Source organism: Streptomyces sp. E11-3 (assembly GCF_046540415.1).
Lineage (GTDB): Bacteria > Actinomycetota > Actinomycetes > Streptomycetales > Streptomycetaceae > Streptomyces.
Genome location: NZ_JAZGRL010000001.1, coordinates 4,017,167 through 4,029,796, shown reverse-complemented (window position 1 = coordinate 4,029,796; position 12,630 = coordinate 4,017,167). Strand labels below are relative to the sequence as shown.

Below are 12,630 nucleotides of genomic sequence, written 5' to 3'. Positions count from 1 at the left end.
GCCCCCTACCAGGGAACGGTTAACCGTGAACCAGCTCGCCTTCCTGGGCCCCACCGAGTTCCTGGGGCGGTTCGTCGAACTTGCGCCGCACATAGAAGAGGTCGTTCAGCAGATCAGCGGAACCGATCTTCTTCGCCGGACCGCGTTCGGCTATTCCGGCGAGCGGGAGTGATCCGATATCGGACCAGCGGAGTCTGCCGTCGGAGTCGATATAACTGCGCGCCCGTCCCGCGTTGTCCGGATGCACGCAGTACGGGACATCGAGATATCCGCACTGGAATGCGGTGCGCAGGGCCCGCCCGATGTCCTGGTCGACATGGAGTACGGCGTCGACGAGGGCCCGCGCTTCTTGGTAGACCGCCGAATCCGCGCCATCGGGGGCATCGGGGCCATCGGGGGCGGTGGCCTTCGCCGCGGTCTGGCTCGCGTACTCCAGGGCCAGCACGTTCTCCGCGATCGTGGGGATACGGCGGGCCTCGGCGGCCGTCTTGACGATCAGCCGCTCGGCGCCGGTGGTGACCGCGAGCCGGGCGGCCTGCCCGAGCAGCCGGTAGGCGCCCCCGAACGTCTCGGGGTACACCCCCATGTAGGCGTAGATCACCACGTGCCAGTCAGGCGTGGGCAGCAGCTCGCGGCAGAGCCTGCGCAGCGCGGCGACGGCCTCCTGGTCCTGCGTCGGGTCGGTCTGCTGCGCATAGCTCAGCGACAGCGAGCGGATGCCGTGCTGGGCGAAGAACATCGCCTCCAGGAAGCTGATGGCGACCAGCTGGCTCGGCGGGCAGAGCTGGCCCATCATGCAGCCGCCGAAGGTCTCCAGATGCGGCTCGACCCCGACCTCGCGCATGCGCGTGTACAGCTCGCAGCAGGCCTCCCAGTTGCGGATGCCGTCGGCGAGCGGGGTGCGGCCGTAGGGCAGGCAGTACGAGACCGGGCCGCCCTCGGTGGCGCCGAGGCGCAGCCGCATCAGCGCCCAGAAGATGTCGATCGGGGTCGCGGAGCCGTGCCGGACCTGGACCGGGAAGTCCGGCCCTCGGACGCCGTCGAGCACCGCCGCGGTGGTGGCGGGCGGGTGCGTGACGACCGGGTAGCCGTTGAGGTCGGTGCCCTCGCGCAAGGCGGTCGCGGCGGCGTCGAGATCACCGACGCGGGTGTAGCTGTCCAGGGTGAGGGTGCCGACCGTGACGGCGTGCGCGGCCTTGGTGGCGGCAAGGCCCTCGCGCATCCGCTCGGGGGCGCCGAACCCCATGCGCGGCTGGACGACGAGGTGCCCCTGGTCCGCTGCCCGTCGTACGAATTCCCCGAAATCCACGGTCATGCGGATATCCGATCCTGGTCCTGATCCGTGCCGTTCGGGCCGTTCGGCGACCGCAGCAACGCGGACATGAAGAAGTGGAACGCGGCGAGCGGGTCCCGGCCGTCCTCGAATACGGCGTCGAATCCCGCCGCCATGAGTTCTTCCGCGCAGGTGGCGCTCTCGCCGCCGTCGGTGCCGAGTTTCCCGCCGATCACCACGGGTGTCGCGGCCAGCGGCGTACTCCCACGGAGCTGGCCGATGACGCGCATGCCGTCCTGGAATCCATGGCCGTTGACACTGCTGATGACGATCAGTTCGGGGTCGAGGGTGCGGCATTCGTCGACCAGGAGCGCGTCCGGGACGCAGGGCCCGAGGTTGACCACGTCATAGCCGAGCTCCTCGAGCAGCAGCTGCAGGAAGACGAGGTTCCAGGTGTGCGAGTCGGAGGCCATCGAGGTGACGATCACTGTTCCCTTGGGGCTGTCCCCGTACCCCGGCGTGGTCTCGGCGCGCGGCATCAACTGATCACTCACCGGTGTCCTCCTGCCGCAGCGAGGTGCGCACATGCGCGATCCGGGTGACCGAGACCAGCTCGCCCGCGCTGACCACCGCCTCGGCGGGCGCCGGCCTGCCGAGGAACATCAGCAGGCTGGAGGTGGGCCCGTACGCCCCGGTGTTGGGGATACGGACGAGATCACCGGCCTCCAGGACCGGCACCTCGATCTGCCGTCCCAGGACGTCGCCGGGCGTGCACAGCGGCCCGACCAGGCTCGCCTTCTCGGTCTCGGCACCCGCCTCGACCGAGACGGTCACCGGCAGCAGCCGCCCCAGCCCGGACATCCCGCCGAAGGTGTTGATCCCGGCGTCCGCGATGACGAACTTCCGGCCCCTGCTGACCTTGACGTTGCTGACCCGCGCCACCAGCGTGCCGCTGTCCCCGACCAGATAGCGCCCGGACTCGACGGCCAGGCGGGGCGCGCCCTGTCGCCACCGGGGGAAGTGCACATCGAGCGCGGCCTCCAGCTCGGCCTTCAGCTTGGGGTAGGCGGCCCGCTCGCCGTGCTGGGCGTAGGGCACCGAGAAGCCGCCGCCGATGTCGAGGAGCCGCAGCTCGACGCCCAGGTCGTCCTGGATCGCGGCGGCCACCTCGATGGTGTGGGTGAGCTCCCCGATCAGCGCCTCCTCGTCGCGGGCGTTGCTCTGCGAGAACAGGTGCAGCCCGGCGATCGCGGTGCCGGGCACCTCGCGCAGCTTCGGCGCCAGCTCGGCGACGGTCTCGCTGTCGATGCCGAACTGGGTGGGGGCGCCGGTCATCCGGATGCTGGTGGTGGCGCTGGCCTGGGCGCTGTTGATGCGCAGCAGGCAGTCGGCGACGGTGCCGTGCCGGGTGGCTGCCGCGCCGATGTGCTCCAAGTCGGTGAGCGACTCGGCCGAGAAGGTGCGTACGCCGCTGCCGATCGCCGTGTTCAGTTCCTCGGGGGTCTTGCCGGGCCCGGTGTAGAGGATGTCGGCGCCCGGGTATCCGGCCTCAAGCGCTGCGGCCAGCTCGCCGGTGGAGCTGATCTCCGCCTTGCAGGCCGGGCCCTCGCCCTCGCGCAGCGCCCGTACGAGATCGACGTGCGGGTTGGCCTTGAAGGCGTAGAACACCTCGAAGCCGTCGGGCAGCCAGCCGAACAGGTCGCGCCGGGCCGCCCGCAGCCGGTCCAGGTCGTACACGTACAGCGGAGTGCCGTAGCGCCGGGCCAGGTCCTCCGGATCGGTGGTGGTGGTCCTGTCACTCATGTCGCACTCCCGGAATCAAGCAGCAGGGCCAGCTCGCGGCGGGCGTTCTTGCCGTGCTGGGTGAGCGGGAACTGAGCGAGCACCCGGCAGACGGCGGGGACCTTGGCGGGCTCCAGGCGCCGGGTCAGCTCCTTGAGCACCGCGCCCGGTGCCAGGTCGCTCTCTACGAACAGGGCGAGGTCATGGCGCCCGCTGGGCGGCAGTGCGGCGGCCGCCCTGACCCCGGGGATGTCCATAGCGGCGCCTTCGATCTCCAGGGTGCTCATCCGGAAGCCCTTGCGTTTGAACATGTCGTCGCGTCGGCCTTCGAAATAGAGGTAGCCGTCGGCGTCGACGCTGCCGTAGTCACCGGTGTGCAGCCGGAGTTCGCCGCTGTCCGGGTCGGTCTTGAAGGCCTTCCCGGTCAGATCGGGGCTGTTCCAGTAGCCCGGCATCACATGCGGCCCCACGGCGACGATCTCGCCCACCTCGCCGGTGGGTACCGCCTTGCCGTCCGGGTCCAGGATCAGCACCCGGGTGCCCGGCAGCGGCAGGCCGACCGCGCCGGGGCGCTCCCGGTCCTCGGCGGGCGGCATCACGGTGATCCGCTTGGCCTCGGTCTGGCCGTACTGGCGGACCACGGCCGTGCCGGGGAAGTGCTCCCGCAGCGCGTCGATGGTGGCCGGCGGCAGCGCGGCGCCGGTGTTGGTGAACATCCGTACCGGGGCCGGGGCATCACGGTCGCGGCGGGCCAGGCTGACGATCATCGAGGCGAGCGAGGGCACGATGGGCACCACCGTCGCCCCGGTCTCCCGCATCCGGCGCAGCAGCAGCAGATCGGACTCGCCGTCGGCCAGCACGATCTCGCAGCGGGCGACACAGGTCATCAGGACCTTGTAGAGGCCGTAGTCCCAGGACATCGGGAAGCGGCAGAACACCACGTCGTCGGCGCGGTAGCCGAGCGCCTCGGTCAGTGCTCGGGAGGCGAAGGTGACCTGGGCGTGCGGGCAGACGACCGCCTTGGGCGCGGCGGTGGATCCTGAGGTGTAGATCAGGGTCGCCACATCGCCGGGGTCGACCCGCTCCGGCTCGATGCGGCGGCCCTGGGCGCGCAGTTCCTCCACCTCTGCCCACAGGTCGGCCAGTTGGTGCACCGGACCGGCGATCTCGCCGAGTATGTCGCCGGTCACCGTGTCGCCGATCAGCAGCTTGGGTCCGGCGTTGTCGATCACCTTGCGCAGGTGGTACGGCTTCATCGCCGGATTGAGCGGTACGAAGACCGCGCCGCACCGGGACGCGCCGTAGAACATGGCCGCCAGGGCCCGCCCGGTGGGCAGCTGGAGCACCACCCGGTCGCCCCGGCCGACACCCCGCTCGCGCAGCCAGAGCGCGAACGCCTGGCTGTACTCGGCCAGTTGCCGGTAGCTCCAGGCGCCGGCCGCGTCACGGACCGCGGGCGCGTCCGGCACCTCGGCGACGGCATCGTCAAGAAGACCGTGGACGAGTTCGGATTCTTCGTCCGTCGAATACGAGTGGCTGGCCAATGCCGCGCTCCCGCCTCGAGTCAAGGAACAGTTCGTCATTACGGATCGAATACTTCGACCACCACGCTAGGTTCGCCGCAAGAGCAGCCAAACCCCTAGCTCCCCCTACGAATTCCGCCCGACCACTGAAGAACGGAACATCCGTTGCCGGGCCGCGGGCGCGCTCATAGCGTCACGTCGGACACCCAGAGAAGTGGAGTCGCCATGTGGGACCAGAACTTCGAGTTCCTGCTGCGCGGGCAGCTGCCGTTCCCCGACGCCGACGTGGAATTCGAGGAGGACACCGACCTGCGTGACCTGGGCCTCGACTCACTGGGCGTGGTCGAGCTCCTGGAGGAGCTGGAGAAGGTCTACGGCGTGGAGTGCGTAAACGTGCTCCTGGGCGCCGAGAACTTCACCACCGTGGGATATCTGTGGCAGACCGTCCGCGCGGCAAACCCGACGGACGCCTACGCCCGGACGGGGCGCCGCCCCCTGGACGCCCGTTTTCAGGGCACGGCCCACCCTCTGCTACGCTGATCCAGCGACGTCACCCCTGGTGACAGCTCTTAACGGAGCCGATCTCCTTCCAGCTCAGGAAGGCGGCCGGAATCCCGTTGGGAACATGCCAGAGCGTGTGCGAGACTAGTCCCGCACACACGCTTGGTCCTGTGGAGCAGTTTGGAGTGCTCGCCACCCTGTCAAGGTGGAGGCCGCGGNTCTCCTTCCAGCTCAGGAAGGCGGCCGGAATCCCGTTGGGAACATGCCAGAGCGTGTGCGAGACTAGTCCCGCACACACGCTTGGTCCTGTGGAGCAGTTTGGAGTGCTCGCCACCCTGTCAAGGTGGAGGCCGCGGGTTCAAATCCCGTCAGGACCGCTGTGATCCCTTGTGGATCGCGTGGCTGGGTAGCTCAGTTGGTACGAGCGATCGCCTGAAAAGCGATAGGTCGCCGGTTCGACCCCGGCCCCAGCCACAACCCGAAGGCCCCGTCCAGTGGACGGGGCCTTCGCCGTGTCTACCGTTCCACCGCCTCCCGCGCGGCCGCGTCCCGCCGCGCACGCCGCCGCGCCCTGAGCTCCCGCATCACAAAGACCGACGCGACCACGGCCACCACGCCCAACAGCAGCACGGCATCCGGTACCTGGTCCCCCACATCCCGGGCCCACCGCTCGGCCGCGAACGACTCATCCGCTCCCAGCAGCCCCGGCAGCGCCGCAGCCCCGTCGTACACCAGGAACATCGCCCCCAGAACGACGAAGAAGACGCCGGACAGCAGCGACGTCGTATGCAACTCGAGCCGCCCGCCGATACGCAGCGTCCGGCCCCGCAGCCACCCCCGCCGCCCCAGCTCAAACCGCTCCCACAGCAGCGCCAGCACAAACAACGGCACCGCCATCCCCAACGCGTACACCGCGAGCAGCGCCCCGCCGTACCCCGGATTGCCACCCAGCGCGGCCACCGTCAGCACACTGCCGAGGATCGGGCCCGCGCAGAACCCGGCCAGCCCGTAGACGGCGCCCAGCGCGTACACGGACAGCGCGGTGGTCGGCCGGATACGGCCCGACAGTTCCGCCATCCGCCGCGAGGCGAAGCCCATGCCCAGGATCTGCAGCACCCCGAGCACGATGATCAGCCAGCCCCCGACCAGCACCAGCAGATCCCGGTTGCCGTAGAAGAAGCGGCTCGCATACGACCCCGCCGCGCCCAGCGGAACCAGCGTCGTCGCAAGACCGAGATAGAAGATCCCGGTCCGGGCCAGCAACCGCGACGAGCTGTCGATCGAGTACGCGAAGAACGCCGGAAGCAGCAGCGCACTGCACGGGCTGAGCAACGCCAGCAGTCCACCGAGAAACGCGGCGAGATACCCGATGTCACTCACTCGGCGGCCTGCTTCGCCGCCTCGATCGCCTGCGTGAAGGTCTCCTCAGGCTGGGCGCCCGCCAGCGGCCGTCCGTTGACCAGGAAGGACGGGGTCGAGGTGGCACCGAGCCCGTACGCCTCCTCGCGGTCCTTGTCGACGGCCCGCTTCGCCGCGTCGGACTCCCGGTCCTTACGGAACCGGGCGAGATCCTCGACGCCGGCCGTACGGGCCAGCTCGTCGAGCCGCCCGGCACCGAAGCCCTTCTCCTTCGCACCCGGCGCGAACGCCGCCTCGTGGAACTCCCAGAACCGGCCCTGCCGCCCGGCGGCCCAGGCGGCCCGGGCCGCGGCCTCGGACTTCGCGCCGAAGATCGGGAAGTTGCGCCACTCGATCCGCAGCGTGCCGTCGTCGACGTACTTCTTCACCAGAGCGGGCTCGGTGTCCCGGGCGAACTTGCCGCAGTAGGAGCACTGGAAGTCGGCGTACTCGATGAGCACCACGGGCGCGTCGGCCCGGCCCTGCGCGAGCGGGTCCTTGGCGTCGCGCCTGGCCAGCTTCTCCAGCTCGGCGTAAGCGCCCTCCTGCGGGTCGGAGGACACCTCGGCGGCCGGCTTGTCACCCGACGCGGCGGACGAGGTGGAGGAGCTGGACGAGGCGCCGTCCGGCTTGGTCGCCGTGTACGAGAAGACGCCGAGCAGTACGGCGGCGGTGAGGACGCCCGCGCCGAGCGCGATTCCGCGGCGCCGGGAGGTCTGGGCAGAGTTCTTTGCAGGGGTGACGGACACGGGGGTTCGGTACTCCTAAGAGAAATGAAGAAGAGGGGAAGAAGGGGAAGAACGGGAAGAAGGGGACGACGCTCAGCGAGTGACGCCAGCGCCAGCGCCACCAGCACCAGGAGCAGGAGCAGGAGCAGCCGGACAGGCCACCTCACCCGAGAGTCGCCGCACCGTGGCCACCGCGAGCAGCAGCAGCGAGACCACGGCCAGCGCGGGCTGCAGCGGCGCCCAGATGCTCAGCGCGCCCGATGTGCCCAGCGCGAGCAGCACCAGCTTGTTGCAGACCGGGCAGCCCACGGCGAGAAAGGACAGCAGTCCGCCGACCGAGCCGAGCCGCGACGCACGCCCCGCACGGCCCGCTGCCCCCGCACGGTCCACCGCTCCCGTACGGACGTACGTCGCAAGCAGCACCCCCGCGAGCAGCGCGGAGGCCACCAGTACGGGGTAGCTCCACGGCTCCGGCGGGATCTCGCGGCCGAAGACGGGGTTGGGGATCAGGTCCGTCGGCAGCCCGATCAGCAGCGCGCAGCCCACGGCGGAGCCGAGCGCGACGGCCCAGCGGGCGAGCGGCCAGGCGGCGGGGGCGCGCAGCGCGAGCCGCACGCTGGCGCCGCAGGCGCGCAGCAGAGCGCCCGCGCGGCGCGGGGCGGCAGTGGTCACTTCAGGTGTCTCCTGTCCTGAGCGTGGTGGTAGGGGGCCCGGAGGGCGGCCTACACGCGCAGGACGGAGAGTTCGACGGGGGTGGGCGGGTCGAGCGGCGGCGCCCGGTCGGCGAGCGCGTCGCCATGGGTGGTGTCGGCCAGCCAGGCGCCGTCGTACCCGCCGTGCCCGTGGGCGAGTGCCGTGAGCAGTTCGGAGGCGGCGGCCCCGCGCGGCGGCGTGGCCGGGTTCCCGTCGGGATCGGACGGGTCCCGCTGGCCGCAGCCCTGGCCGTCGTCCGTGGACGCGGCCCGGGCGGCATCGACGGCCGCCCGCTCCGCGGCTGTGTCACCGATGTCCGCCGTGGCAGCCGAGCCCGCCGTAACACCAGAGCCCGCCCTGACGGCCGGTGCCGCACTCGCGGCCCCGCAGAACACCCCCAGGGTCAACGCCACGAACACCACGCTGAGCAGCGCGTTCACCGCGGCGCGGCGGCGGGGGCAGGGGTGGGACATGGGTCCATACTGCACCACCGAAGCGGAGGGGGTGGTAATGCGTTCGCCAGCGATCCGGCACGAGTGAGATCCTGGGGTTCGTATGTCTACTTCCTTCGCCGACCTCCAGCAGCTGCTCGACGAGGTCTCACTCCGCGACGCGCACCGGCTGGGGCGCCGCCTCGAGGGCGCCCGCCGCATCCGCAAGCCCGAGGCCCGCCAGGCCGTCCTGGACGAGATCGCGGCCGAGGCCGGGAAGTCCGCTGCCCGGATACAGGACCGGCGCTCGGCCCTACCCGAGATCACCTACCCCGAGCAGCTCCCGGTCAGCCAGAAGCGGGACGAGATCCTGGAGGCGATCCGCGACCATCAGGTCGTGATCGTCGCGGGTGAGACGGGGTCCGGCAAGACGACCCAGATCCCGAAGATCTGCCTGGAGCTCGGCCGCGGCGTACGCGGCATGATCGGCCATACGCAGCCGCGCCGGATCGCCGCCCGCACGGTCGCCGAACGCGTCGCGGAGGAGCTGGACACTCCGCTCGGCGAGGCGGTCGGCTGGAAGGTCCGCTTCACCGACCAGGTGAAAGCGGAGTCCACCTTCATCAAGCTGATGACGGACGGCATCCTGCTCGCCGAGATCCAGACCGACCGCGAGCTGCGCGCCTACGACACGATCATCATCGACGAGGCGCACGAGCGGTCCCTGAACATCGACTTCCTGCTCGGCTATCTCGCCCAGCTGCTGCCCAAGCGCCCGGATCTGAAGGTCGTCATCACCTCGGCGACCATCGACCCGGAGCGTTTCTCGCGGCACTTCGGCGCCGCCCCGATCGTCGAGGTCAGCGGCCGCACGTACCCCGTGGAGGTCCGCTACCGCCCGCTGCTCGAAGAGGACAGCGAAGAGTCCGACCGCGACCAGATCACCGCGATCTGCGACGCCGTCGACGAGCTCCAGACCGAGGGTCCGGGCGACGTCCTGGTCTTCCTCTCCGGCGAGCGCGAGATCCGCGACACCGCGGACGCGCTCACCAAGCGCAGACTCAAGGCCACCGAGATCCTCCCGCTCTACGCCCGCCTCTCGCACGCCGAGCAGCATCGCGTCTTCCAGCGGCACAGCGGCCGCAGGATCGTTCTGGCGACGAACGTCGCCGAGACCTCGCTGACCGTTCCCGGCATCAAGTACGTCATCGACCCGGGCACTGCCCGTATCTCCCGCTACAGCCACCGCACCAAGGTCCAGCGGCTGCCGATCGAGCAGGTCAGCCAGGCCAGCGCCAACCAGCGCAAGGGCCGCTGCGGCCGTACGTCGGACGGCATCTGTATCCGCCTGTACTCGGAGGACGACTTCGAGGCCCGCCCGGAGTTCACGGACGCCGAGATCCTCCGGACGAACCTGGCGAGCGTCATCCTCCAGATGACCGCGGCCGGGCTCGGCGACATCGAGAAGTTCCCCTTCATCGACCCGCCGGACCACCGCAACATCCGCGACGGCGTCCAACTCCTGCAGGAACTGGGCGCACTCGACCCCACCCAGAAGGACGCCCGCAAGCGCCTGACCCAACTGGGCCGCAAACTCGCCCAGCTGCCCGTCGACCCCCGCCTGGCCCGCATGGTCATCGAGGCCGACAAGAACGGCTGCGTACGCGAGGTGATGGTGATCGCCGCGGCGCTCTCCATCCAGGACCCGCGCGAGCGGCCCGCCGAGAAGCAGGCCCAGGCCGACCAGCAGCACGCCCGCTTCAAGGACGAGACCTCCGACTTCCTGGCCTATCTCAACCTGTGGCGGTACGTCCGCGAGCAGCAGCGGGAGCGGGGCTCGTCCTCGTTCCGCCGGATGTGCAAGGCCGAGTACCTCAACTTCCTGCGTATCCGCGAGTGGCAGGACATCTACACGCAACTGCGTACGGTCGCCAAGCAGATGGGCATCCACCTCAACGAGGACGATGCCGCGGACCAGCAGGTCCACATCTCGCTCCTCTCCGGCCTGCTCTCCCACATCGGCATGAAGGACGTGAAGGAGAGCGCGCAGAAGGACGGCGCGAAGAGGGACGGCGGCCGGAACGACTACCTCGGCGCCCGTGGCGCCAAGTTCGCCGTCTTCCCCGGCTCCGCGCTCTTCAAGAAGCCGCCGCGCTTCCTGATGTCCGCCGAGCTGGTCGAAACGTCACGCCTGTGGGCCCGGGTCAACGCGAAGATCGAGCCGGAGTGGGTCGAGCCGCTCGCCCAGCACCTCATCAAGCGGACGTACTCCGAACCCCACTGGGAAAAGGACATGGCGGCCGTGATGGCGTACGAGAAGGTGACGCTGTACGGCGTCCCGATCGTCGCCCAGCGCAAGGTGAACTACGGCCGGATCGACGCGGAGGTCTCCCGCGAGCTGTTCATCAGGAACGCCCTGGTGGAGGGCGACTGGCGCACCCACCACAAGTTCTTCGCGGACAACCGCAGGCTGCTGACCGAGGTCGAGGAGCTGGAGCACCGCGCCCGGCGCCGGGACATCCTGGTCGACGACGACACGCTCTTCGACTTCTACGACGAGCGGGTCCCCGACCATGTCGTCTCCGGCGCCCACTTCGACTCCTGGTGGAAGCACAAGCACAAGGAGGAGCCCGAACTCCTGGACTTCGAGCGCTCGATGCTCATCCGGGAGTCCGCGGAGGCCGTCACCAAGGCGGACTACCCCGACTCCTGGCGCCAGGGCGCGCTGAAGTTCAGGGTCACCTACCAGTTCGAGCCGGGTACGGACGCCGACGGTGTCACGGTGCACATTCCGCTCCAGGTGCTCAACCAGGTCACGGACGAGGGCTTTGACTGGCAGATCCCAGGGCTGCGCGAGGATGTGGTCACCGAGTTGATCCGCTCCCTGCCGAAGCCGATCCGCCGCCACTACGTCCCGGCCCCCAACTACGCGAAGGCGTTCCTGGAACGGGCCGTGCCGCTGCAGGAGCCGCTGCCGGTGACCCTGGCCCGCGAGCTGAAGGGCATGGTCGGAGTCCCGGTCACGGCCGACGACTTCGACCTGGGCCGGGTGCCCGACCACCTCAAGGTCACCTTCCGGGTCGTGGACGAGCGGCGCCGCACGGTCGCCGAGGACAAGGACCTGGAGGCGCTCAGGCTCCAGTTGAAGCCCAAGGCCCGTAAGGCGCTCTCGCAGGCCGCCGCGGCCACCGCCGAGCGCTCGGGCGGCGCGGCCATCGAGCGCACGGGGCTCACGGACTGGACGATCGGCACGCTCAGCCGGGTCTTCGAGACCCGGCGGGCCGGTCAGCCGGTGAAGGCGTACCCGGCGCTGGTGGCGGGTGCCGACAGTGTCTCCGTACGCCTCTTCGACACCGAGGCCGAGCAGACGCAGGCGATGTGGCAGGGCACCCGGAGGCTGATCCTGCTGAACATCCCGGTGAACCCGGCGAAGTTCGCGTCCGAGAAGCTCACCAACCAGCAGAAGATCAGCCTGTCCGCGAACCCGCACGGCTCGGTTCAGGCGCTGTTCGAGGACTGCGCGACGGCCGCGGCGGACAAGCTGATCGCCGACCACGGCGGGCCCGCCTGGGACGAGGAGTCGTACCGCAAGCTCTTCGACCAGGTGCGCGCCGACATCGTCGACGTGACCGTCAAGGCGGTCGGCCAGGTGCAGCAGGTGCTGGCCGCCTGGTCGGCCTGTGAGCGCCGGCTGAAGGCGTCGCGGAGCCCCGCGCTGCTGCCCAACCTCGCGGACGTACGCGGCCAGCTGGACGCGCTCGTCAAGCCGGGCTTCGTGACGGCGACGGGTCTGCGCAGGCTGCCGGATCTGATGCGCTATCTGATCGCCGCCGACCGGCGGCTCCAGCAGATGCCGACCAACGTCCAGCGGGACACCACCCGGATGGCGAAGGTCCACGAGATGGCGGACGAATACGCCTGGCTGCTCGAACAGCTGCCGCAGGGCCGCCCCGTACCGCAGGAGGTCCTGGACATCCGCTGGATGCTGGAGGAGCTCCGGGTCAGCTACTTCGCGCATGCGCTGGGCACGGCGTATCCGGTCTCGGACAAGCGGATCGTGAAGGCGATCGACGCGGCCGCGCCGTAGGGGGTTTTCCGTAGCCGCGTCGTCACGGGCAGCGAGTTCGACCCACGGGATCCGCTGCTGTAGAGTCTCTTTTCGCAGCACAGCGCACGAATCGGTTGCTGCGAAACCTGGTCCTGTGGAGCAGTTTGGAGTGCTCGCCACCCTGTCAAGGTGGAGGCCGCGGNGGGCAGCGAGTTCGACCCACGGGATCCGCTGCTGTAGAGTCTCTTTTCGC

The 12,630-nt window shown here is 69.9% G+C and carries 10 protein-coding genes and 3 tRNA genes; 5 read left to right on the top strand and 8 right to left on the bottom strand.

Annotated elements, in window-relative coordinates; all coding sequences use genetic code 11:
- Positions 1–19: 19 nt before the first annotated feature.
- The 4 genes from U9R90_RS18660 to U9R90_RS18645 are packed head-to-tail and all read right to left on the bottom strand — an operon-like array spanning position 20 to position 4,599.
- The gene (locus U9R90_RS18660; RefSeq protein WP_411057581.1) at positions 20–1,315 is read right to left on the bottom strand and encodes a methylaspartate mutase; all 1,296 of its coding nucleotides are present in this window, start codon (positions 1,313–1,315) and stop codon (positions 20–22) included.
- Complete coding sequence (locus tag U9R90_RS18655) at positions 1,312–1,827, bottom strand: cobalamin B12-binding domain-containing protein (protein ID WP_411057580.1); 516 nt, start codon at positions 1,825–1,827, stop codon at positions 1,312–1,314. The genes U9R90_RS18660 and U9R90_RS18655 overlap by 4 nt, the downstream gene beginning before the upstream one ends.
- Complete coding sequence (locus U9R90_RS18650) at positions 1,820–3,076, bottom strand: type III PLP-dependent enzyme (RefSeq protein WP_411057579.1); 1,257 nt, start codon at positions 3,074–3,076, stop codon at positions 1,820–1,822. Before U9R90_RS18650 ends, U9R90_RS18655 begins: the two co-directional genes overlap by 8 nt.
- On the bottom strand, positions 3,073–4,599 hold the full coding sequence (locus U9R90_RS18645; RefSeq protein ID WP_411057578.1) for an AMP-binding protein: 1,527 nt from the start codon (positions 4,597–4,599) through the stop codon (positions 3,073–3,075). The genes U9R90_RS18650 and U9R90_RS18645 overlap by 4 nt, the downstream gene beginning before the upstream one ends.
- Before the next feature lie 204 nt (positions 4,600–4,803).
- On the opposite strand from U9R90_RS18645, the gene U9R90_RS18640 reads away from it, so the two are divergent.
- The 4 genes from U9R90_RS18640 (at position 4,804) to U9R90_RS18625 (ending at position 5,553) form a co-directional block, all read left to right on the top strand.
- Complete coding sequence (locus U9R90_RS18640; RefSeq protein WP_411057577.1) at positions 4,804–5,118, top strand: acyl carrier protein; 315 nt, start codon at positions 4,804–4,806, stop codon at positions 5,116–5,118.
- 125 nt (positions 5,119–5,243) lie between these two features.
- Positions 5,244–5,342: transfer RNA gene (locus U9R90_RS18635), tRNA-Asp, on the top strand.
- Between the two features lie 39 nt (positions 5,343–5,381).
- Positions 5,382–5,456: transfer RNA gene (locus U9R90_RS18630), tRNA-Asp, on the top strand.
- 23 nt (positions 5,457–5,479) lie between these two features.
- Positions 5,480–5,553: transfer RNA gene (locus tag U9R90_RS18625), tRNA-Phe, on the top strand.
- Between the two features lie 42 nt (positions 5,554–5,595).
- Here the strand turns inward: U9R90_RS18625 and U9R90_RS18620 are convergent.
- From U9R90_RS18620 to U9R90_RS18605, 4 genes are all read right to left on the bottom strand, one after another.
- Entirely contained in the window at positions 5,596–6,459 is an 864-nt protein-coding gene (locus tag U9R90_RS18620; RefSeq protein ID WP_411057576.1) for a cytochrome c biogenesis CcdA family protein, read from the bottom strand.
- Entirely contained in the window at positions 6,456–7,226 is a 771-nt protein-coding gene (locus U9R90_RS18615) for a DsbA family protein (protein ID WP_411057575.1), read from the bottom strand. Before U9R90_RS18615 ends, U9R90_RS18620 begins: the two co-directional genes overlap by 4 nt.
- Before the next feature lie 72 nt (positions 7,227–7,298).
- Positions 7,299–7,841, bottom strand: a complete 543-nt coding sequence (locus U9R90_RS18610) for a hypothetical protein (RefSeq protein ID WP_411057784.1) — start codon at positions 7,839–7,841, stop codon at positions 7,299–7,301.
- An 86-nt stretch (positions 7,842–7,927) separates the two neighbouring features.
- A complete protein-coding gene (locus U9R90_RS18605; protein ID WP_411057574.1) occupies positions 7,928–8,371 on the bottom strand; it encodes a hypothetical protein in 444 nt (147 codons plus the stop codon).
- Between the two features lie 82 nt (positions 8,372–8,453).
- Between U9R90_RS18605 and hrpA the strand changes: the two genes are divergently transcribed.
- Entirely contained in the window at positions 8,454–12,416 is a 3,963-nt protein-coding gene (gene hrpA, locus U9R90_RS18600) for an ATP-dependent RNA helicase HrpA (RefSeq protein WP_411057573.1), read from the top strand.
- The last annotated feature ends 214 nt before the right edge of the window (positions 12,417–12,630 follow it).

What these genes read in the sequence shown, in the direction of transcription:
- U9R90_RS18660 (WP_411057581.1), bottom strand. Translation starts at nt 1,315, where the DNA reads ATGACCGTGGATTTCGGGGAATTCGTACGACGGGCAGCGGACCAGGGG.
- U9R90_RS18650 (WP_411057579.1), bottom strand. Translation starts at nt 3,076, where the DNA reads ATGAGTGACAGGACCACCACCACCGATCCGGAGGACCTGGCCCGGCGC.
- U9R90_RS18640 (WP_411057577.1), top strand. Translation starts at nt 4,804, where the DNA reads ATGTGGGACCAGAACTTCGAGTTCCTGCTGCGCGGGCAGCTGCCGTTC.
- U9R90_RS18605 (WP_411057574.1), bottom strand. Translation starts at nt 8,371, where the DNA reads ATGTCCCACCCCTGCCCCCGCCGCCGCGCCGCGGTGAACGCGCTGCTC.
- hrpA (WP_411057573.1), top strand. Translation starts at nt 8,454, where the DNA reads ATGTCTACTTCCTTCGCCGACCTCCAGCAGCTGCTCGACGAGGTCTCA.